Raw genomic sequence first — 21,472 nt, forward strand, 5'->3', positions numbered from 1 at the left:
GACCCTGCTCTCTGCACAAGAGTCCCCGTTTGAACAGTTAGATTGATTCTCGGACAGCCCAGTTTAATGATGACCGGTTGAGAAGGGCTGTAGCAATGGCAGCTACTCTCACCGAGCCCACCGTTCTCGCTGCCGCGAAGGACACTCTCTACCCTGATCTCGATACGAGCCCAGACCATTACGCTGTCACGGAAACCCAGTTCACCAAGCCGACGTGGGGCGGCTGGGAGATCCCGGACGATCTGCGTCGTCGTCTCGCACCATACAACACGATTCGTCTTGCTGACGGAGAACCTGACCTCCTCGGTGTGGGGATGCCTGCTCTCGAAGTCCTGAATGCTGACGCCGCGACGACCCCTGTCGCCGTCATCGAAGCGAAAGGCCACAACACCGACCCGAGCGCAGCCAACGTCAAAACCGGAATCAACCAGGCGCACGGCCACCTCTCCGAAGTCAACATCGGGTACGTCGCCGCCCCCATCCAGAGCATCTCTGACCAGGCACGCGCTCTCGCCCGCGATCTCAACATCGGCGTCATCGGCGTCGAAAGCCCGCACGACGCAACGCTCGTTGAACCTGCCCGTATCACCGGCGTCGGTGACTTCTCAACCACTATCGACGCCATCCGATTTCAGGCCACGACGCACCGACTCACCGAAGGCAGCTTCCCGGTAAACCATCCGAAGAACTACCTCGGCTACGCACTCGCCCTCGCTGCAGATGGCGACACCGCTGACATCTACTCCGAACATGTGATCAACAGCGTGTCCGGTGGTCGCCGCGGAGCAATCCTTCTCGGTCTCGTCGACAATCAGCCCGGTGGAGAGACGCTCACCCATCTTGGTGCAGAAGTCGTCCGCTTCGCGCGTTCCCAACACGGGACCGTTGCTGCCGCACTCAACGAATTCGCCTCGTGGAAAGGACGGTCAACTCGATTCACGATGCTCGCTCCCCGCTGGGCGCAACTCGCCCGCTCAGTCGCCATCCAGTACGAGCCAACGCAGCTCATCATCGAAGCACTCGAACGCCTCCACCAACGCGGCATCAACCCCGCAACCATCGACGCCGTCGCCCGAGAAGCCTCCCGCATCAACCAACCCCTCACTGTCGAAGTGTTCTTCACCCAATCCCGGCGCGAAGACGTCCTCACAGCTGACGGCGAAATCAACGAATCAGTCCTTACGGATCCGACCGTGTACAAATCAGGGATTCACTTCCAGTTCAAATACCACCTCCGTCACATCGGACTCCTCACAGAAGGCGGAACAGACGACAAGGACGAGGTTCTATCGAACGAGTGGGCGCTAAATCAGGCAGTCGGGCTCTGACTGGCTCACTATTCGCCTGACTTACTCACCTCGGTGATGAGATTCCCGAACCGTCGGAGCAGGACTTCTGCATTCTCCTTGGTTGTTGTCGGCTGGTATTGCCCCTCTTTGTACTCTGCCAGTTGGATGCTTGGGTGAGCTAATAGGTTGAGTGACTGTTCAATGACGTGTTGCTCCGGAACGCGCTCCTCATTGTACATGCCTTTCAAAATCAAGCGGAGCCGGTTGGCGGTTCCTTCCTCTGGGTCTGCTCGTTGAAGCGCTTCCATCACGGCCAACAAGTCCTCAGTACCGCCAAGCCGAGTCCGGAGTTCATCATCGATCTGATCAAGCCGGTCATCTTGGAACGCCCCCGGTTCGGTGAGATACGTTGAGAGTGCTTCCGGCGGAATCCCATAGGCATCACGCCGTTCCAAGAGCGCCTGGAGGTGATCGGTCGCAAGGAGGACAATCCCTTGTCTGTCGGCATCTTCAATTGCTGCCGGAGTGAAGCCAGGCGCAACAACAATCGCTTGGTCAGCCGAGTGCCGCTCCTTATGCCCCTGGATTCGTGTCGCATCCGGCGAGGCCAACGTCCCACTGCTTCGCGCCTTCACCTCGATGACCGCGTGAATCGGAGCCGTGATTTCAACGTCCGTATCATCTCCCCCTTCAATCCAACGCGCTTCAAACCCCAACCGAGAGAACGCCTTGGCGACCAGTTCCTCCAACTCCTCATATTGGTCACCATCCCGACTCGCCGCAACAATACGCTCTCCCAGATCCAGTTCTTGTACCTCTTCAGATTCCTCCTGCGACGGCTCCTCATCGAACTCATGAACCCGGACACCGCTCCCTGTCAACTCATTAACCGCGGTTTCGACGGACTCATACGCATCCTCTATGTCGCGGATACGCGAATCAGACACACGACTGAATCCCTGCGGGATATAATTGTCTTGGTACCCCGCAAGTTCGTTGAACGACTCAACGTCCACATCAATCTCCTCCACCCCAGTCAAGAACACCAAATACCGCCACGGACTTTCAGGATCCCACGGATTCCCCTCCGTCCGCCAGAGATGCTCAGCCAGGTCAAGATCTTCACGTGTCCGCACAACCGTTGCCTGCGCGATGTACCTCCCATCCCGGTAGATTAACGCGATGTCCCCACCCTCCACGAACTGCCACTTCGAGTCAACTGATGTCCCCCACAGATGCACTTTCCCCGTCTCCGAATCAGTAACCGCGTCAACTTCGGCATCAGAAAGATACTCCTCAAACTCTGCCGGGTCATGCCCTTCCTTCACAGACTGCAAATAATCCTGATAGGCGTCCTCCCGTCCAGCTGTAATAATGGCAATCCCCGTCATTCGTGTGTAACAGAATCACTACTTGGCCAGGAGAAAAATCAAAGGGGTAGACACTCACCGAACCTTCCGTTCTCGCTTACACTGTCACCGAAACCCCAATTCACTAAACGAAGGTTAGTCTGTGAGCGTTACCTCCGCTGCGTAGTCCAAGTGCGGGGTCTGACGGTCGCGGTGTCTGGCGACCGCGTCGTATAACGCCTCTTTCGAGATGTCTCGGATGGTCGCTTCCACGTCATCACTCACGTCGTAGTTGACATAGTTCTCGATGAACTGCGTTGTTGCCCGCTCTGCCTCAATTGACAGAGCCTCCTCTTCGTGCGCGGTCCACGCGGTGTGGTCCATCCACCCGGCTATCCCTTCGTATAACCGTTCTCTCACGACGTGGTCTGCGCCGGTTTCCCACTCTGTCACGAGGAGTTCCGCGACATCCTCGGCGTGCCGAACAAGCGCGGTAAACGGTTCCACGGGCCGCCCGACCGCGTCGTGACTGTCAATGGCGGCAAGCGCTTCGTTACAGATCCGGTTTGCAACCTGGTCTTGGTCCAGTTCCACCACGTCCAACGCCAGCGTTTCACCGTGACTGTCCACCGCGATCCCGGTGTCGCCGCCAGGCTCTGCCCACGTTCGAATCGCCATCCATTCTTCCTCAGTCCTGATGAGATGGTGCGTCACGCCATTGTTATCGCACTCCCGGTTGTGCGCGCGAACGGTAACAGCACAACTCTCCAGAGGATCATCGTGCGTAAGTGCTTCTCTGGCTTTCTCTACTATCGTTTGGAACTGCTGGCGGTCATTCTCCTGCGCTGTGCAGTCGTCATCTTCAGTCGAGTGTTCTCGCGCCATTGGTATCACATGCTAGCCGCTGTTCGCACAGCGAGCATGCGACGTCCGATGACGCGCTGGCACCGCGCCGGCACAGTGCTAGGATACCAGGGTTTGAGGTATCGGTGGGTCTGCCAGAGATATTTACGCATCGTCCGGTGTACAGATGCAAGGGTGATCTCGGGCGTCGCGTAACCCGAATTATTACTGAGTCACGTATAAACACTCGCCCTCAGATAGGGCAAACAACAGCCCCGCTACTCCACCTGTACGCCTCACTCAGAGCCACGCAAGCGATGAATTGTGCTGCGTGACGTACTGCGGGTTCAGGCTCTCTTCTTGAATCGAGATTCGCTCCCCTTCGCGGTCAATAATCGTCCGCTGTAACACGTCACTCTCAGTCTCGAACTCAGGATTTACGCGCAGTCGGTAGTCCTGGTCAATCGTGAACAGCTCCCGGTCGAACGCCGCGTGATGCGTCTTACTGAGCGCCAGCACGTTCGAGAGATCGGCCCTGTACTCCGGGTAGTCACTCCACGACAGGACATGCGCCACGTCCAACAGGCCGGGATGATCCACCCCGGACACCGGGCACGTCCGGCCATGACGAGACAACACAGTCGCGCGGAACTCCGGATCGACCGACCGTGCGTGGGCAGTCGTTTCGTACGTCCCGGCCTGACTCCCAGCATCGCTCACCGATGGCGTCCAGTCAGAATCCGCCCACTCCTCCACCGCGCTCTCAACGAACTGTAGACCGTCATCCGTCAACGCGTACTCGTCGCCACGCTTCTCAACGAGTCCCATGCTCCGCAGCCAATTCACCCGCTGCTTCGCCATGTCCGTCTCGCCACGGCTCCACCCTAACTCCGGGTGGGTATCGAGTTGCTGCTCACTCACCTCCGCCATCGTCATCGGCCCAGCAACCAACGCATACAGAAGACTCCGAAGCCCGACGTTCCGATCACACATAATTCGAAGCAACGTCGCCACATCGCCCTGCTCAATGTACTCCCGACCAGCATCACCGAGTTCCCAGTGGTCATTCGTCTGATGGAGGAATCCGACCTGCTGTAGATAGCTCACCCGCCGAATAATCGAGTCCCGACTAGAAACATTCTGGAACGAACCACGGTGCCACCCGACAAGTTCGTCCGTCGTCGGCTGATGCGCTTCAACGAACTCAAGAATCGTATCCAACGTCTCAACATACCGAGTCCCACCACCAAACATCGGGACGATACTACGGAGCCGATCCGGAGGCATGAAGAAACAGTGACAGAGCCAGATGATGATCCTTTCCCCAGTAGATCTGTCCTGGAACTGGTCGAGAGCTGCCGAGGTCTATGCTTGTGAGGCGTCGTCGACTGGTGGTCGCAAGTCACGCCACCGGAAATCAACCGTCTCACCTGAATCAAATGCGACCCGGTAGAGCTGCGCATCCCGCTCGTCAGCAGTAACCGAATCCGCATCATCACTCAACACGGCAACGACCTGCCCGTGTTCGCCGTGATACTCCTGATGATCGGGATCCGTCTCATCAGGAATATCGATCCGGACGCGATCTCCCTCAGAGAAGCGCTGCATTATCGGATCAGACGACAGCGATGGTTATCAGCACTCGGTATTCAGTAGCATTCACGTCCATATTGAGGGAGTTTGATGAAACGCGTTCAACAGACCTAGCTGGTCAAATTGTTCTCAATACGTCCGCTACTTGTTCAATATCAGTAATAGGGACTACACGATATCCCATCTGTTTGAGTCGGGTCCGCTTTTGCTCGTCGTCTTCTTTGACGTAATCCTTCTCGTGGGCAGGCCCATCTACGAATACAGCGATAGATCTTCCTGACCGCTCGTAGAAGAAATCCGGCTTTGCGACTGGCTCATCTCCGTCATAGATGACTTTCTGGGCATCGTCGGGTAGCTCGAACCCTTGATCTCGGATGGTATGAAGCACTTCACGCTCAAAGCTGGATTCACAAGCCTCCAGTAGCTTATCGAAGTTCCCCTTGTCCTCACCACCACTTCCTCCGGGCAGTTCCGTCAGCGTCCCAGATTCCATATTCTCTAACCACGACTCAACGAGTGTTCTGTCAAGGAACTCGTGTTCTGGCTGATTGTAGAAAGACAGGAGGCATTCATAGCACGCTCGCTCACAACCATCGTCATCGGGATCTCCGTGAAGGACGGTCTGTGCCTCTCGAACTGCCTTTCTGAAGCGTGCCTCGTCCATCAGCGAGTGGAGCACACCTGCGCCACCCTCACTGGTTTCGTAGATTACGATGGTAACCTGTCCGTATTCCCCTGTTCCTGGTTTGACGAACGTGTCGATCTCCTCCTCGTCCAAATCGAACGCAACCAGAATGCCCTGATAGACGGTTTCCTTGAGGGTTCGATAGAATTCCTCAGTCTGTTCTGGCTCCAGATCGCTGGGGAGTGGCGTAGTCAGTGTCACCGTGTCGTGTTGCCCCTCAGAGAACAACTCGATTTCACGCTTGATCGCCTCCTCTGACGCATTAGCGTAGCAGTCCGGATCGTCTTCGTCGACGTGACTCTCGATTTGGTCCTCGCTCGTCAGCCAGCGGTTACACTCCATACAGAGGGCGAATCCGTTGAGGTCGTCTTCGTCAGCATCTCGAAGCCCGCTATTGACTAAGACAATATTCGCACTCCCTTCGTATGTCACTCGGGCCTCGATCCCGTTTCCTTCTAAGTCGTATGCTTGGGGGTCGGACCGTTCGTAGTAGCTGTTGATGTCGTAGCCCTGTCGACGGCGTTCCTCCTCGTCGCTGGTGATGTACTCTTCCGGTCGAGCGTGTTGGTTCGGGAGCTCCATCGCATTCGGATTCGGATGGGTCCCATCGAAGGAGGTCTCACAGGAGGGACACGCTGCGGCCTCCTGAGCATCCTCTCCCATCAGGATGGTTTCGCACTCCGGACAGACACGGAGATGTCGAGTGACTGGCTCCGAATCTTTCGTCCGAGGCCGAGCATACCGAACAGCAAACCGCTCTCCAGCGTAGTAAACGTGGTTTCCAGGTGCGAATTCGCTGATAGCCCTTGTCTGATCTCGCTGAATGTCGTCCTCTCGGGAAGTGAACGTTAGCGTCGTACTCTGTCTGGGGAATCCGTAGTTCGGCAAGAATCCCTGTGAGCGGAGGTACTGATACGTGTAGAAGCGTTTCTTCCCCGAACGCATATCCTCTAGGCGGTCCTCGATGGCGTTGCGCTCGATCCGATCCTGATACGATCCTCCTTCTGTGGCGAGGAGTTGGTTCAACCGCCGCAGTTCACGGCTCAGTCGGGTGTACTCACGCCGCCATGGATCGAATGCCGCATCGAGATTCTCGACGAAGTTGTCCACCTGGCGCTCGATGAAGGCATCAGTGAACCACTCCCCGACGGTATCCTGTTCACGCTCACGGGCGAACGCTTGCTTCACCGCTTGAATAATCTTCTGTCGGTTGTTCTTGACGGCATTCTCCAGATCTGCCCGATAATCGGGCATAATCTCGTAGTCGCTTCCCTCCTCGATGACCAGCATCTGGCGGGGCTTGCTCTGGAACTTCAGTTCGATCTGTTCGAGAACGAGGGCGTTGATGTGCGCCTCAACCAAATCCTGATTGTTGAGCAGGAACGTTGGCGGACTGATCTCCCCAGCGATAATCCGTTCCGGATTTCGGTAGAAGTACTGGTCGTGGGAGCCACGTCCGAACCCACGGCCACAGAACGTCGTGACGAGTGACGGTTGGTTTTGTCGCCCGGCTCGCCCGGAACGTTGGGCGTAGTTACTCGGGTTCGGCGGGACGTTTCGCATATAGACGTTCGAGAGGTCACCGATGTCGATCCCGAGTTCCATTGTCGGCGTCGAGACGATGGTGTTTACCTTCTCGCCTTCTCGGAAGTCCGACTCCAGCTGCTTCCGCTTCTCGTTCTCAACCTGACCGCTGTGTTCGCCGGCGATGATGTCGACGGCGTCGTCGAACGATTCGGTATAGAGATCGTAAAAGTAGGACGATTCGAGATCCGTCTCCTCGGGCGTAATCGAGTCGCAACTGTAGTTCAGACAGACGTCGAGTTCATCCCGAGTCGTCGGTGTTCCACACTTCGGGCAGACTCGCACGTCCTCAGGATCGGCCTGCGTGACCCGAATCGCACTGTGGTTGAGCATATACACCTTCCCGGTGTACTTCAGCGACTCCTGCGTCAACAGTTTGAGTACCTCGTCGTCGCTGATGAGGTCGATGACGCTGTTGATGATCGCTTTCGCAGTATCGGTGTCGACGTCTAACGCACGGGCTGTCCAACGGACGTGTCGAGAACGGGGGTGTGTGAGTCGACGGACACGGTGTCTCCCACTGGTACTTGCCGTATCGCTGTATCCGACTGGGAAGTTGAAGAACTCCTGTCCGTGGAAATGGACCTCTTCGTCGAGTTGGTTGATGACGTTCCGCTTGAAGTCGGCGAAGTTCGTGGTGCTTTCGTGGTCTATCGCAATGCTCCGGCGGAAGATGTCTAAGAATCCGTGGACGTATTCCTCCCGCACCGTCGGATTTGCATTCGAAAGCACGGGGATCGAGTCCCAAACGTCGTCGACGTCCGCCAGCTTGTCGAGGTTCTCGTATTCGACGTCGATCAACCCGACGTCTTCGAGACTCTGCTGGGTGCGTTGCTGTTCACGACCGAGTTCGAGAATGACGTTGAACAGCAGGTAGTCGCTGTAGTTCTGACGGTCCTCTGCCGACGGCCCGAACATTCCCGTGTCGATGGCTGGCGGAAGGGCTTCCTCGTCATCAAGGAGGTCGAAGACGTCGTTCCCGAGCGTGGTGAGGCTAACGTCGTCGCCCTCTGCGAGAGTATGGTACAGCGAGCGTCTGAATCGAACCCGCTGGTAGAGGTTGTTGAGGTGAGCCGCTTGTAGCGCAGTGTCCTGTCGATTGTCGGAGAAGGCGATAGTCTTCTGCTGGTCGTCGGGGAGATTCCGCATCGTGTTTCCGATAAGAACGTCCGTCGCCGTCGAACGACCGACCGTCCCGAACGTGAACAGCTTGTTGAACTCGTTCTTGACCCGACGAGTGTAGTGAACCCCGCAGTTCGGGCAGAACAGGAACGGCTGGTTGACTCGCATCACCTCGACGCCCTGTGCAGCGAAGCATCCGCATTCGAGCTGCCCCTGTTCCACTCGTCCGGGGGTAAGCTGGTCGCATTCCGGGCAGTAGGTAGCTGGTCGGGGTTCGGCCTCAACGTAGGTGTCTCGAAGCTGGCCGTTCTCATTTAGCCACTCATCGGGGAGGGGAGCGGTTTCTCGGTCCCAATCGCCCCGCATCAGGTACGCCTCTTCTTCGTCCTCTTCGGTGTCTACGAAGGTACTCAGCGCACCCTGTGTGACGGTGTTCTCTTGATCGACGACCGTGGTGTAGTACTCCTGACCGCATCCCCGACAGAACGAGAGCGGGTAGGCAGTCCGGGTACGGTCGTGTTCTTGGGCGCACGTACGACACTCGATGTCGCCGGCGTCACTCAGGTGGGGATCGTCGTCCTCAAAGGATTCCTCGGTGAGACAGGAGACGAGACCACTCCCTTGACTGAAGAAGGTGTGGAGCTTCGGGATGAAGATCGGTTGTTCCTCGCCCTGTATCTCGGTCGTTCCAACCGTTCCGACGAGCAGAGCGGCCTGAAGTTCTTGCTCGATGTCGTACCGAGATGCATCGGGTCGGTACTGTTCCTGATAGCTACTGACGAGATCCTTCCCGTCTTCGCTTTCGTCGTCCTCGCCGGCGAAGATCTGCTGGCTCTGGGTGCTGAGCTCTTCGTCGAGGAACTTGATCGTGGGATGATTCTCCAGTGTGTTTCCGAGTGCTGACGCATCGGTCGTTTCCGCCGGCATTAGATCCCGGTCGAGGAGCTTCTCGGTGAGGTCCTGTGCGGCTTCGAGACTCCCATCGAAGGTTGCGATATCGCCCTCGGTGACTTCAATATCGTTGGGGAGTGGTTCGTCGTCAGAGAGGGGCAGCGGATAGTGGGACTCCCGAACGACGTTGTCGGCGTCGACTTCCTCGCCGAAGATCTTCCCTGTAAACTCGGCGATCTCGTCATTGGCGTCGATTCCCTCGTCACTCTGGACCGTCGCAGAGGTACCGACACAGACGAGTTCCTCTCCGGCGTCGGTGTTCTGCTTCAGCCGGCGGACGAGTGCGGCGACGTCGGCTCCCTGATGGCCGGTGTAGGTGTGGATCTCGTCGAGAACCAGATACTGCAAGGCTCCTTCGTGCATCTCTGGGAAGAGCTTCTTGTCGTCATGCCTGGTAAGGATGAGGTCGAGCATGACGTAGTTCGTCATCAGGATGTCCGGCGGGTCGTTCTGCATTTCTTCCCGAGAGACAACTTCGGAGTCGAACGCCTCCTCACGGCCGAACTGCCGGAGGAACTCAGGTGCTTCGTCAGGGTTGTGAGGCGTGTCCCCTGTGTAGAGCCCCAGTCGGAGCCCCGTCCCTTCGAGCCGCTCCGCGAAGTCCTCGTACTGGGAGTTCGCCAGAGCGTTCATCGGATAGATGATGACCGCCTTGATCCCGTCCTCATCCCGCTCCTTGGCTTCGAGACAATGGCTGACGATGGGGATCCCGAAAGCGAAGCTCTTCCCCGATCCCGTTCCCGTGGAAACGATGGTGTTGTTCCCGGACTGGATAGACTGAATCGCCTCTGTCTGATGTTTGTACGGCTCGATGGGATCGCCGCCAGCACCGGTGAACACGTCCAGAATACCCTCGTGGAGCTTATCGTCTGCAACAAACTCTTCGAGGGTATCGCCGTACTGGAAGCGCTGATTCAGTTGGACGAACGGTTCCTTCCACAGTACCTTTCCCGTCTCGATGCGATTCTCAATCCAGGCGTTGATCGTCTCGTCGTCGACGTTCTGGAATGTCTCGACGTAGGAGCGATAAGATGATTGGACGTTATCGAGGGCGTCGAAAGGATTGAGACGAGTGGCCATTACATTGTCAGATGGCCAAGTGCGACAAAATGCTTGTGCTGAGTTAGTCTAGAATGCCCCATTCAGATAATTCGCTAATTAAATCCCGGAATAGTTGTTCTGCGCCATCAATAGTTGATGTGCCTGTAATCACAACTTTTCCACTAGCAAATATAAGGTATACTGCTTGGGAATTGATTGCTCGATAAATTAATCCAGGAAATTGTTCCGGCTCATATTCTATCTGTTCAAGGCCGGCTTCAATAGCAATACGTTCAAGATTGAGGTTTTGCTTTATTTCTCCAACACAAACTAAATTTTTGACTTCTAAAGTAGGACTTTCCCGTATAACGGGACTCATACTATCTATGATTCTCTCAGAGATCTCATTCAATTTTTGAATTGAATTACAACCCACTATTGCACAAGTTCCAGAACGATAGAACGCCACATATTTTGACTCATTATCTATTTTGAACCTGGTTTGAAGCCAGTGGTTCTCTGCTGGTGAATAATTTACTTCAGATACCGTATCTGTGGACTCCAATAAGTCGGCAACAGCTTTTAGATCGAGCTCTCGATGAAAATCGAGAACACCCACAATATTGGCTATAGTAACTTCGGTCACACTTGTTGCTCTTCAGTAAAAGAACGGTCGGGATAATTGTATTGTTAATCTCGGCAGACGGAGAATATAGCTGAGATGAATAGTGATGGTTCAATAGGTGGCTAACTCTTTTACTTTATAAACAAGAACTCAGACTAATGTCTGGGAACAGTTATTCAGTGGAAAATGGTCATCCTGCCCTTGGCAAATTAGAAGACGGGACCAAACTACGGCATAAATATAGACGAGGAGATCAAGCGGGCGAGATGATTAAAGCAACAGTTCGGGAGGGGCACGTCGTGTACCAAAATGAAAAATACTCCCCGACAGGAGCCGCTCGCCAAGCCAATCTGGATGCTACTGGGAAAGAATACGAGGTTAATGGATGGCGGTGGTGGGATTATTATAATGAGGAAGACGATGAGTGGAAACAACTGAAGACCTTACGTGGGAACGAAGAATAGATACACCACTTATTCCCTCAACTTAATATCATCATATGTATTGAGGCAATCTTTCTTTTGTTTATAATCTCCATGGAGACTTACTTGCTGTTTCTTTAATATATCGAAGGAATCTAATACAAATTCAAAGTCTGATCTGTTCAGTCCGTATAGCTTTGCTATTACCGCATCAATTTCGGCTCTCAATTGTTCTCTTTCTTGAGTGTCCCACTCATAAGGGCCAGAACTTATGTCGAGATCTTCCCCAAGAGGATCCAGAGAATGAGAAGTCCACATCAACTTTAAACCTCTCTTATACAGAAATTCTTTCAGTGAAACTGATCTCCCCTCATATTCAACTTCGAACTTGTTGAGGTATGTCGGCTCAGGCATGGGAAGTTGTTTTAAAATGTAGAGATTTATGGAAGCACCACTCAGAGATTGTCTAAGAGCAAAATCAAAGGTGAAAGACGTGAATAAAGTTGTGAAACACACCGCTTCCTCAGCATCGACCCAGTCTTCAAACGTTAGGAATGGGGCTTTGTTGCTGAAAGGGTAAAACGGAGTAATAGTTCCCATAGCAGTACGTCGATCACTAGTGACTCTCGCAACATCTCGAAATGCGAAAACCCACTCTTGATCCCATTCTAAATTCTCGATATCTTCTCTGAAATCGTCTTCTGCCACCCAATATCGAGGGATTATTTCGTAGTCTACATCCTTCTTCTGTTGGTCTGTGAGATCCCTAGTGCTTGCTCGCCTTTTGAATCGGTCTTCTTTTGGGATCCCCTCGAAAGTACCGTATCTGTGGTCAAACTGGTGTATATACTTCGCTTCATAGAGAGGAAGATACGTCTCAGAACCTTTTTTGAATATTCCGTCTTTACCCAATGAGAACCCATCATCCTCAAGTGATTCTTTTGTGTTTTCATCGAACACATCAGAGTCATTCGTCATGTGATATAGCGTGTGGTAAGTTATTCCCCAAGGATTCGTGTTTTCGACGTCATTAATTAGGACAGGGAATTTATTGTAAATAGACACGGCAATATCCCTTACTCTCTGATTTTCAAAAGTTGGGGCTCCTTTCGTATTCGGATTAATCTTTGCCAGCTGATCAGCTGTCAATGTGTATCTTCGCTCCTCATCCCTCAACATCTCTATATTTGTGTTATAAAATGATAACGAGAAATTGTCTATATTGATCTGAGAACCACATGTCGTTAATAAACAGAACCGTTCATTTGGATGAACATCTGGGAAGAGACCTTCACTATTTACAAAGCTGAACAGGGACACTATGGAATTGCTGTCAACAAGATCAGCAAATAAATCTTGAGTGCCGAAATCAGTAGCAATACCTGTTTTAACAACCATCCCCATTTGACCTTTTGGTGCAGTCAACTCCTTGTGTCCTAATTCAGCGAATATTGGGTATGTGTTTATCTCACCCCTGCCAGATAAGGGAAAACGACCCGATTCTCGTATAAACTTCGATGTTTGAGCCGCTCTCTTGGATGCAAGTTTCCAAGAATCATAGATCTCTTTATTAGAGTTCGATAATTCTTCAATTAGTTGTGTTCGTTTACGTTTCGACTCTTTCTCTGCTATTTCATTTACTCTGCCTGCGAACCATTCGCGTTCTTCCACTTTCACCTTATCCCAAGGAGGATTACCGAGGATACAATCAAACCCCGGTGAAATACCTCCAAATATCTCCGGGAATTCTAGCTCCCAGTGGAAGAACAGTTGTTGTTCTGCAATCTTCGTAGCTCGCTCTATCAGATCCTGGAGTGCGTCATCATCTGGATTCGGATTCCGGCGAACCTTTTCGATGGTGGATGGAGACGGATATTCTTTCGTAGAGCCATCCATTGGCCAGTAAAACGCTGCTGTCCAGATATCGTATGCTAGCTTCTCTTGCTGGTACGCTTCTGTCTGTTGCAGTTCGTTGTACAGCTCTCTCTTCTTCTCAATATCTTCAGTATCTTCCTCTTCAATCTCATCAAGTCGTTCAGCAATATCCACGTACTCCTCTTTACCCGCTCCCCATTGTTGTAGCGACGACTCGGAAGAACCCTTAGACCGCTCTTTGTTTTCGCTCCTGACTCGCTTTCGGATCTCGTTCCCGAGATGCCAGTCACGTCCTCCGGAGGTTTCGTAGGCGTCTATGGGGAACTCGCCTTCGACAAGCTCCGAGTTGGCTCCAATTAGGGAGTTCCCGCATTTGATGTGATGGTCAAGGAAGTTCAGCGGTTTGTCCTCCACAGCGGAGTTGATCCACAGACTGACCTTGGCCAGTTCGACGGCCATCGGATTGAGGTCGACAGCATAGATGCAATGTTGAAGGACGTCTCGACGGGCCTCTCGAATCTGCTCTTCAGGCGGATAGTCGCTGTCAGACCGAATGCGAGCGAGGCGCTGTGCGAGGAAGTTGTTTGCAGCAATCAGGAACGCCCCACTTCCGCTTGCTGGGTCACAGACCGAGATATCGAGGAGAGCATCTTCTTTTTCGTCAGTTGTGGCAGCATCTTCGAGGCGGTCCTCTACGACGGGCTTGAGCGAACTCTGAACGAGTTCTTGTACCAGTCCGGGATCGGTGTAGTAGCTCCCGGTCTCCTTTCGCTCCGTACCTCGATCATCAAGATAGAATTCACCGTGAGAGACCGTTCGGTCTTCTAGCTCGACAACCTCGGTTGCAAGCTTCGGTGTGAATTCGAGAAGGCTCTCGTAGACGGAACCGATCTCCTCAACGCCGAGGTCGGCGTACGAGATGCGCTGGCGAGTTCCTTCGTGTTCGATGAGCGTTAGATCCTCTATTGCGTCCAAGAGGTCGTCGTTGTAGCACTCGCTTTCTGACACCCATTCGAGCCGATCCGAGTCGAAGAGCATCCCGTTGTAACAAGGGACACCCAGTTCATCATCGCCCTTCTCGACGAGACGAAATGTGGACTGCAATCCGTGCCACAGGTCGCTGTTCCGGTCACTACTGTTCGTGCGTGTTTCCGCCTTCTCACGGAGGTTTGTGATGCTGTACTCGTCGGTGTACAGACTATCACGGGAAGCCATCATTCCCCGCTGCTCCGCATACATCAGGAAGAGCAGGCGATACACCAAGAGCAGAACCTCCTGATAGTACTCCTTGGCCTCTTCTTCTCCACCTTCTTCGAGGTATTCTCGAATCTCCTGATTGAGTAGCCCCGTTCCCAGCGTCTCGATGGCGCTTACGACGTTGGACTGGAGGTCTTTGCCAACCTTGACCCCAGTAGACAGAGCGACCTGATACAGCTGCTCCAGCGGAGTCTCGATGTCATCGTCTTCATCGTCGGCGACGACCGGCTCGATGAACCGTGTAGCGTGGCAGAGCCGGTAGAGTGCCCGGAAGTCCCCATAGTTCCGGCTCGTGAACATATTCTCCAGATCGAACTCCACGTACCCACGGGTATACGTGTGATAGAAGTCACGAAGAATCCGGAGCGTCAGTCCGTTTGTTACGACTGCCCAGTCGTGTTCGTCGCTGGCGTTCAGGAACTCCTGGAGTGTGTCGTGGGGACTCTTGGCACCACGGGGAGCATCCTCCGGTTTCTCGTCCAGCTTCTGTTCTGGTTCGACGGTATGGATAATCGGAGCCGTCCGCCCCTCCATCTCACCGTAGCTTTCGATCTCGCCGTCGGGCCACCCCTTGTGTGAGAGGTTCGCCTCGATGCCGCCCGCTTCGAGATTCTCCCGCTGGAAGACCGGCTCGAACCCGAGATTCTGGAACAACTTGAGGATCCACTTCGTACGAGCGTCCGAGACGTCCATATGGAACAGCGTCTCGTCCATCGTGAGCTCGTCCCACCGCTCTCGAAGCGTGTCCCACGTATCCCCGATCTCCGCTTCGACGTCGGCCTCTTCGGGCGGCTCTGTGTTCGGTAACGCAAAGGTCTCCGGTCGGACGGCGGACTCCCCGCAATGACGCTGGCGGAGCTTGCTCACCAGTTCGTCCGTGAGCAAACCGCCGCTGGTGTTGATGAACGTCGTCGATCCGGTTCGTGGCGTACTGGAACTCGATTCGGCTTCGGCGTCGGTAGAGGGTGTATCGATACTCATCGTTAGTTGCTCCCGTAGTAGACGGTGACAGTCAGCAGATCTTTGCTCGCAATCTCGACGTCGTCAATCCCGGACAGCCAGCTTCCACTTCCGGACTTCTCAAGCTCCGCTCGCATCTCAGTCCGCTGTTCGACGATCTTGTCCCGCCGCTGTTCTGCTCGCCGTTGTAGCGTCTGCTCGAACGCCTCGTGTCCGAGTGCTGCTTCGAGATCGTCTTCCTTCTCCATCTGTGTCAGCTGAACCGGTTTGGCTTCGCTTTCCTCCAGCGCCTCGACGATGTCCTGATCGAGGGGCTCGTCCCTGTAGATCGGCAACCCGACCTGCACCAACTCCTCCATAATCGTTGGGTCAGGCTCGGTGTCCGCCACGTACCGAACCAGTGCTGTATACACTGCCGTCGGCTCACTCACCTCATCGGTTCCCCGTATGGCAGTTCGCCCATAGCGATCCTCGTCGGTCAACGCAGTTTCTTTGACGGCTTCGATGAGCCGCTGTACGAGCGGATGGGCGATGTCGAGCATCACCGTGTCCGAGGACTGGGACGCCTCGTTCGGATCGAACGTCACGTCCTCGTACTCTCGGTCGATATCCGGTCCTTGAAGCCGGTCAGCGGTGATCTTGATGTCGAGGTGGCCTTGGACGTTCATCTCGTACGAGCAGCTGAACAAGTCCAAAGCGCTCTTCACGAACTGTTCCAGGGTTCCCTGACCGCCGATCCGCTGGTGCGTCTCTTCTTGGCGCTTCTGAACCTCTTGCAGTCCGACTTCGGTGTGTCCGTAGAAGGACTCGGACTTAATCCGGTCGAGTGTCTCGTCGTCGAAGACGCTTGCACTCTCACGCTCTGCTGGTGCGGAACCGCCTCCGAACTCTTCGAGTGTCGCCTGTGGAACGCCGGCGTCGATCCCCTCGTCTTTGAGGAGTTCGAGGATACCCTCGTCGTCACCGAAGTACGGCGGTGAGAAGCCGTACTCCTGCCTGATGTTGTTCGCTTTCTGGACGAGCTTTTCGAGGATGGCGACGTCCATCTGGTCCTCGACCACCATCGTCCGGATGACGACCTCGTCGTTCTTTTGACCATACCGGTCGATTCGGCCGTTCCGTTGCTCCAGACGATTGGGGTTCCACGGCAGCTCGTAGTGGATGATCTGGTTCGCCGCGTGCTGGAGGTTCATGCCCTCCGATATCACGTCGGTGGCGATGAGAACGCCCCGTGTAGAGTCCTCAAACTCTTTGAACCGTTCCTTCCGCTGGGCTTCGTTCAGCGATCCGTGAAGCGTGAAGACCTCTGTTTCGTCGCTCTGCGAGTCCTTGATCTGCTCTTCGAGGTACTCCAGCGTGTCCACGTACTTCGTGAAGATGATGACACGGGGGTACTGGAACCGATTGGGAAGTGTCTCGTCGAGAAGCCGCTGAAGCTTTGCGTCACGGGTTTTGGTGACTCGCTCCGCCTTCTCTGCGACGTCTTCGAGAACGTCCAGCTCCTGTTCGATGGCGGCTTTGTCACCCGTGACGACTCGCTCGACTCGTTCCCCGACCTCCTCCTCGCTGTACTCTTCACCGGGGTCGTCGTCGAGTGCATTTGCCTGTGCCATCGACTCAGAGATCCCGGCTGTTTCCTCGATTACAGTCTGGGTGTCTTCCTCGTCAAGATCCTCCAACCGACCTTCGAGTTTGTCCTGGCGGTTCTTCAGAGATCGTCGGAGGGCTTCGGGACTGCTCAGCGCTCGCTTGAGGAAGTGAATAACGGACCAGCGTGCCAGTGTCTGGCTCTTGGAACTGGAACGCTGTGCGGAGGACATCAGCAGTTCACCGTACTCCCGAACGGCGTCGTACGTCTCCTTCTCGTACTCCGTGGGTGTGACCCGAACCTCGTCTTGGTCACGCTCCGGGAAGGGACTCTTCCCCTCGCTATCGGAGAACCACTGCTTGACGTCATCTCGCCGGCGTTGAACCACGTGCTTTCGGGCAACGTCTCGATGAATAGTGGGATCGTGTCGAGGCCCGGAGACAGCGTCGACGTCGAGCATCCGGATCAGACTGGCGAACGAATCCGTGTACCCGTTGTGAGGCGTAGCCGTCAGGAGGAGACAGTGTTCGGCGTGGTCGGTGATCTCGGTCGCAAAGTCCCAGCGCTGCATATCGACCGTTTCGTTCGCCCCGGATTCGTGGGGCTTCGCCGCTTGGTGCGCCTCGTCAATGATGACGAGGTCCCAATCTTGATCGAGAATCTCGTGCCGGACGCTATTCTGCTTCGCATAGTCGATGCTGACGATGAGCTTCGAGAAGTGTTCCCACGGACTGGTTCCTGGCGGGATCTCCTTTTCCATCGCCTTTCGGTGGCGTCGACTGATGATGTCCGCATCGATGTGGAAGAAGTAATTGAACGCCTCACGCCATTGTTCCCGAAGATTCGCAGGCGTGATGATGAGGATTCGATCCGCCTTGTTGCGAGCCATGAGCTCGCTGGTAATGAGCCCTGCCTCAATGGTTTTCCCGAGACCGACGTCGTCCGCCAGTAGCATCCGAACACGAGGCATATCGAGTGCCATCACCACTGGAGTGAGCTGGTACTCGGTCGGGATTACCCTTGAACGCTGAAGGCTCACAAGCGGGGCTGTCCCGTGGAGCATCGAAAGGCGGTACGCTCGATTCAGTAGGCGTTGAAACTCGGGATTGCCGAGCTTCTCTGAGTCCGGGGGTTCTAAGCTCCCCTCTCTGATGTTCTCGACAGGGGTATAGAACCGGTGCCTGTCAGCTGTATTCCCGTCTAGAGGGGTTGCCGTGACCACGTTTCCATCAACGGCGTCAACCCTCCAGAGTCTATTGCGGTTTTCTACGACGGTTCCAGGTTGGATATTCGAAGGGAGTTTTGAACTCATTTGTTAGAGGTTAGTATGGTCTCGCGTTAGCTGCTGAAGATGCTTGTTACCTGCAAAGAGAACGCACTTATCTCTACCGGGGACATTTCGCTGTTCGGTGATTATGTGAACTATTCGTCCCGTTCCCAGAGAAGAGAATTTCCGACCTTTCGGCTTCGGATTTCTCCTTCGTCTTCGAGCGTTTTCAATTTGAGATAGGCCGTTCGACGATCACAGCCAATGTAGTCTGAAATATCCGTCGTCCCACTCGGACCTAGCTCAGACAAAGCTTCTAAGAACTCTTGGAGAGGGTATTCCTCTGTAAATTTCCCACTTTCTTCGTCCCGATCCCGGTCGCCCATAGTAGTGGTGTGAGTGCCATTTCACATATGACTGCTGGGAACGATGCCATTAGTCGGTCGTCCAAAGGTTTATGCCAATAGACGCTCGACTAATGGCTGGGAACGCAGCCGCTGGGCACTAATCAACAGAAGTGCCCGGGTGTTGCAGCACCCAGGCTGGGTTCCAAATACGGTCTGAGAACCCATGAAGAACTCAAAATTGGAAACACAAGAAGGCGGCGACAGACCACTAATTGAAGACATACATCAAATAAATAAAGTTTCGCTCGGGGAAGGGGCCGCGACGTATCAAGTGTGCGGTTCTTCTCTTCGGGAGGGTGATTCGGTTGTTGTGTACGTGTTTCGACCGGCTGGGGAGGTGATGTTTCAGGTCGGGTATGTAGTGTGCGGTGACGAGGAACATGAGCTCCCGAGGGAGTACACGCTGGGTGTGCGTGAACTGGTGGTTGAGGGTCGTGTTGGATGGTGTTCTGATGGCGCGACCCAGTCGTCGTGGCCGGTGTTGCTCTCACCGGAAGTTGTGGCGGTGAGTGCGGCGGCGACGAAGTCCGTCCGTCTGGTCTTAGATGGTGGCTCGGTTGCAAACGTTGTATCTGACGTTGAGACGCCGGAAACGACCAAGTCGTCGGCGGAGGTGTCTTTGGGTGAGACGAAGCGTCGTGCGGGTCGTTCAGATGGCGGCGTGGTTCGTGGGTTGTTCTGGGGTGGTGAGCGATGACGTCGAACGAGCCAGCGCTCGTGGATTCGCATCTCGATGTCGAGCTGGACCTGCCGCGGTCGGTAGAGGAGATGTTGCTGCCGGACGTGTACGTGGGGCTTGAAATCGATCTGCTGTCCCCAGGAGACGGGATCGTGACGGACCGGCATCATGCGTCGGCGGATCGGTATGAGGCGGATGATCCGATGAATCAGATCGAAGGACAAATCAGCCCGTTCACGCTGTCGGGCTGGCTGCGGCACGGTTGTGAGCAGGTGCTCCAGGTTGCTGGGTCGACGGCGTGTCATCCGGGTGAGCCGAATGCGGATTACATGCGGGCCGAGACGTACGAGCGTGACCTGGAGTCGGGTTACCACGAGAAGGGTGCGTGCCTCGACGAACACGACGAGAGGTGCGTTATTTACGACCTGTTCGGCGGGTTCGGCTCTCAGCCCGGTAAGCTGCTGCGTCGGCCAGTGTCGTTTTCACCGATTCGCCGGAACGTCGATGTCCTCAAGGGTGAGGCGGAGGCGCATTACCGGCAGGTGTCGTCGCAGGTGCGGTCGCGGAACGAGTCGGATGGTGGGCAACCGCTTCGCCAGGCGGATCGTGATGTCCTTGGGAACGTCGAGGGAACGTGGAAGTTGACGCTCCGAGAGTTGAAGCTGGAGTTCGTTGGGCTGTTGCTAGAAGCCGTGTCGTTCCTGGATGCGCACGCGGACGAGTTCACGTTCCAGCTCGGTGGGGCGCGGAACTTCGGTGCTGGTATCGCTGACGTCTGGGTGATTAATCCGCTATACAATGAGCGGGAGGTGCGGCGGGTGTTTAATCGGGCGCAGGCGGTGACGCAGGCGATGGAGGAGAAGGATGAGGTGTGGGCGTCTGAGTGTCGTCCGGCGTTCGTGCGGGCGTTGCAGGTGCGTGTGGCGGCGCGTGATGGGGACGTTGCGATGCCGGGAGGTGGGTCGGCGTGACGGATCCTGGTGAATCAGGTGGGGAGTCGTTGCAGCCGCCGTCGGAGTCGATCCGCCCGTTCGTGTCGAAGCAGGAGTCGGGTGACTCGGGTGTGGGTCCGATGGTCGCGGTGTACAGGCACGATATCCACAAGGCGCGGATGCGTGGGCACGAGCACGCTGAAGACTCGTTCTGGGGGATTCGGGTGAACGAGCAGGTGCCGTTGGGTGCGGATCGGGATGCGGCGTTACTCAGCCGGCCGCGCGGAGAACCAGAACAGATGTTGGATGCGCACGAGTCGTGGTTCAGGGTGTCGTTGCTGACCGGGAAGGTGGCGTCGACGGTGGAGCCGGTCGCTGATGTCGGCGGGTCGTTAACTGAACTGATCAGTATCGAGGATCCGGAGGCGTTGCATGCGGCGTGGTTGGATTCGGTGGTGACGTCGTTGTTCAGTGAGTCACCATACTACCCGTATACGTCGTTGAAGTACCACACGGTGCTGGCGGCGGCCCTGTTGGATAATTACCGGTCGGGGGTTGAGTTCGATGAGTTGTTCCTCGCGGTCACGCCGCCCGGCGCTGACCCGGTGGTTGTGCCGCATCGGACGGTGCTGGTGACGTCGGGGTTTGCGTTGCACGTGACTGGTGAGCCGGGTGATCGGCCGGCAGCGCGGCTTGGTGGTGCGCCGTCGCGGTCGTTTGCGGATGTGTGGGCGCGGTTGCCGGCGGTCCCGTTCGATGTGGATGGGGAGCGTCGGTGGCGGGTGCTCGATGCACAACTACGACGGATCCGGTCGTGGTCGGCGGCGCTCCAGTTCATCGAAGAGTACGTCGCGGCGTTGGATCCAGTGGCTGCTGGTGCAGGAGGTGATGGGCGTGATGCGTGACGTGTGTACCGTGTTCGATGACGAGAGCCGGTCTCGCGCCCGTGGCACTGGAAACGAGGCGTGTGAGGACACTGGAAATGGGGTGTGTGTCGAGTCGC

The 21,472-nt window shown here is 55.3% G+C and carries 13 protein-coding genes; 5 read left to right on the forward strand and 8 right to left on the reverse strand.

Annotated features, from left to right (window positions below):
• Positions 1–95 precede the first annotated feature (95 nt).
• Positions 96–1,328, forward strand: a complete 1,233-nt coding sequence (locus tag U5911_RS00375) for a hypothetical protein (protein WP_336034321.1) — start codon at positions 96–98, stop codon at positions 1,326–1,328.
• 8 nt (positions 1,329–1,336) lie between these two features.
• Here U5911_RS00375 and U5911_RS00380 read toward each other — a convergent pair whose 3' ends face one another.
• The 6 genes from U5911_RS00380 to U5911_RS00405 form a co-directional block, all read right to left on the reverse strand.
• A complete protein-coding gene (locus U5911_RS00380; RefSeq protein WP_336034322.1) occupies positions 1,337–2,680 on the reverse strand; it encodes a restriction endonuclease in 1,344 nt (447 codons plus the stop codon).
• Between the two features lie 114 nt (positions 2,681–2,794).
• Positions 2,795–3,523 carry a hypothetical protein gene (locus U5911_RS00385; RefSeq protein ID WP_336034323.1) on the reverse strand — a complete coding sequence of 243 codons (729 nt, stop codon included), beginning with the start codon at positions 3,521–3,523 and terminating at the stop codon, positions 2,795–2,797.
• 258 nt (positions 3,524–3,781) lie between these two features.
• On the reverse strand, positions 3,782–4,735 hold the full coding sequence (locus U5911_RS00390; RefSeq protein WP_418771515.1) for an HNH endonuclease: 954 nt from the start codon (positions 4,733–4,735) through the stop codon (positions 3,782–3,784).
• A 111-nt stretch (positions 4,736–4,846) separates the two neighbouring features.
• A complete protein-coding gene (locus U5911_RS00395; RefSeq protein ID WP_336034325.1) occupies positions 4,847–5,089 on the reverse strand; it encodes a DUF8139 family protein in 243 nt (80 codons plus the stop codon).
• Between the two features lie 103 nt (positions 5,090–5,192).
• Positions 5,193–10,496, reverse strand: a complete 5,304-nt coding sequence (locus U5911_RS00400) for a DEAD/DEAH box helicase (protein WP_336034326.1) — start codon at positions 10,494–10,496, stop codon at positions 5,193–5,195.
• A gap of 43 nt (positions 10,497–10,539) precedes the next feature.
• Positions 10,540–11,103 carry a hypothetical protein gene (locus tag U5911_RS00405; RefSeq protein WP_336034327.1) on the reverse strand — a complete coding sequence of 188 codons (564 nt, stop codon included), beginning with the start codon at positions 11,101–11,103 and terminating at the stop codon, positions 10,540–10,542.
• Between the two features lie 137 nt (positions 11,104–11,240).
• Here U5911_RS00405 and U5911_RS00410 point away from each other — a divergent pair, with 137 nt between their 5' ends.
• Positions 11,241–11,546, forward strand: coding sequence for a hypothetical protein (locus U5911_RS00410; protein ID WP_336034329.1), 306 nt, complete (start codon positions 11,241–11,243; stop codon positions 11,544–11,546).
• Between the two features lie 9 nt (positions 11,547–11,555).
• Here U5911_RS00410 and U5911_RS00415 read toward each other — a convergent pair whose 3' ends face one another.
• The gene (locus U5911_RS00415; RefSeq protein ID WP_336034331.1) at positions 11,556–15,617 is read right to left on the reverse strand and encodes an Eco57I restriction-modification methylase domain-containing protein; all 4,062 of its coding nucleotides are present in this window, start codon (positions 15,615–15,617) and stop codon (positions 11,556–11,558) included.
• A gap of 2 nt (positions 15,618–15,619) precedes the next feature.
• On the reverse strand, positions 15,620–18,496 hold the full coding sequence (locus tag U5911_RS00420; protein WP_336034333.1) for a helicase-related protein: 2,877 nt from the start codon (positions 18,494–18,496) through the stop codon (positions 15,620–15,622).
• Positions 18,497–19,021: 525 nt separating this feature from the next.
• Between U5911_RS00420 and U5911_RS00425 the strand changes: the two genes are divergently transcribed.
• The 3 genes from U5911_RS00425 (at position 19,022) to U5911_RS00435 (ending at position 21,374) form a co-directional block, all read left to right on the forward strand.
• Complete coding sequence (locus U5911_RS00425; protein ID WP_336034335.1) at positions 19,022–19,555, forward strand: DUF8112 family protein; 534 nt, start codon at positions 19,022–19,024, stop codon at positions 19,553–19,555.
• Complete coding sequence (locus tag U5911_RS00430) at positions 19,552–20,508, forward strand: hypothetical protein (RefSeq protein ID WP_336034336.1); 957 nt, start codon at positions 19,552–19,554, stop codon at positions 20,506–20,508. Before U5911_RS00425 ends, U5911_RS00430 begins: the two co-directional genes overlap by 4 nt.
• Before the next feature lie 101 nt (positions 20,509–20,609).
• Positions 20,610–21,374 (forward strand): DUF8168 family protein, encoded by a 765-nt coding sequence (locus U5911_RS00435; RefSeq protein WP_418771516.1) that lies wholly within the window; start codon positions 20,610–20,612, stop codon positions 21,372–21,374.
• Positions 21,375–21,472: the final 98 nt, after the last annotated feature.

Origin of the sequence: Halobacterium yunchengense (genome assembly GCF_037031165.1) — an archaeon.
GTDB classification, from domain to species: Archaea; Halobacteriota; Halobacteria; order Halobacteriales; family Halobacteriaceae; genus Halobacterium; species Halobacterium yunchengense.